A 1171-nucleotide genomic window follows, 5' to 3' on the forward strand; every position below is an offset into this window, starting at 1 on the left:
GCGAGGAGCTGCTGTCCCGGCTCGCGGACCACCGCGAGGACGACGTCGCCGTGGTCGTCCAGCGCGTGCCGTCGCCGTTGGACACCTCCGCCCGCGCCCGCAGCCCCCGGCGCCGGCGCTGGTCGCTGCCCAGCGAGGCGGCGTCCATCGGGCGCGCCCGGCACGCGGTCGTCCGCACCTGCAACGCGTGGGGGATCGAGGACTCCGCCAACGCCGAGCTCGTCGTGTCCGAGCTGGTGGCCAACGCGGTGCTGCACGGGTTCGGGCACGTGTCGCTGCAGCTCTACGACACGGGCGACGGCCTGCGCATCGAGGTGGAGGACGGGAACCCTGCTCCGCCGGTCACCACGGACGGGCACCCCGGGCGCGTGGGCGGGTTCGGCATGCAGATCGTCGAGCGACTGGCCGACTGGGGCTGGCGGCAGTCCCGCGGGGGCAAGCTCGTGTGGGCGAAGGTGCGACCGGGGTCGCTGCCGTCCGTCCTTCGCTAGGCCGGGGTGGGTGCCCCGTCGGGGTGGCGGAAGCCCGACTGGGTGACGCCCTCCTCGCAGTGGTGCTCCTCGTCGATACGAAACAGCTCGAGCGCACCGCAGATCTCGATGACGAACAGGTCCCGCGGGTCCGCGCCGCGCAGGACGGTCGCGCCGCCGCGCTTGCGGCCGGAGTCGGCCAGCGAGATGAGGAACGCCGCCCCGGTGGAGTCCATGAACGAGACCTGGCACATGTCGATGACCAGGAGCTGGCGGCGCAGGCCCACCACGCGCGCGGCGATCTCCGGGAACTGGTCGCGCTCGGCCAGGTCGAGGTCGCCGGCGATCGCCAAGGTGGTCGTCGTCGCGGACGTGGAGATCTCGATCATGTGTGCCCTGTCGGGTTGCGAGATGCGTGCCGAACAGCGGTCCAGGTCGGCCAGACGACTGTAACCGCGCCCCTTCTCCCGCGCACACGGTGGGGGACACTGTGCGCATGAGCCACGAGAACCTGCTGGACGGTCCCGCCCCGACGCTGCTGCCCGCCGACGGCCCCGACGCGGACGCCCGCGCGGCCCTGAGCAGCGGGTCGACGCCGCGCGAGGCCGTCCCCGCCGCTCCGGCGTCGTCGCTGCTGTGGGCCCTCCTGGCCGAGGGTGCGCTCGCCGACGAGGGTGACCCGGTCGCGGCCTACGCCTACG

At 73.8% G+C, this 1171-nt stretch carries 3 protein-coding genes; 2 read left to right on the forward strand and 1 reads right to left on the reverse strand.

Translation table 11 applies throughout. The annotated features are described in order from the left end of the window. On the forward strand, positions 1–491 hold a 491-nt coding region (locus AC1DUQ_RS21865; RefSeq protein WP_477074653.1), incomplete at its 5' end, for an ATP-binding protein. Here the strand turns inward: AC1DUQ_RS21865 and AC1DUQ_RS21870 are convergent. Then, on the reverse strand, positions 488–859 hold the full coding sequence (locus AC1DUQ_RS21870) for an STAS domain-containing protein (RefSeq protein WP_477061043.1): 372 nt from the start codon (positions 857–859) through the stop codon (positions 488–490). The genes AC1DUQ_RS21865 and AC1DUQ_RS21870 overlap by 4 nt on opposite strands. A gap of 107 nt (positions 860–966) precedes the next feature. On the opposite strand from AC1DUQ_RS21870, the gene AC1DUQ_RS21875 reads away from it, so the two are divergent. Then, a partial coding sequence (locus tag AC1DUQ_RS21875) for a DUF3151 family protein (RefSeq protein ID WP_477074654.1) occupies positions 967–1171 on the forward strand: 205 nt, incomplete at its 3' end.

The sequence above is a fragment of the Cellulomonas sp. P4_B5_2 genome, assembly GCF_056402235.1.

Coding starts and splice junctions, on each gene's coding strand:
- AC1DUQ_RS21870 (WP_477061043.1), bottom strand. CDS start 859: ATGATCGAGATCTCCACGTCCGCGACGACGACCACCTTGGCGATCGCC.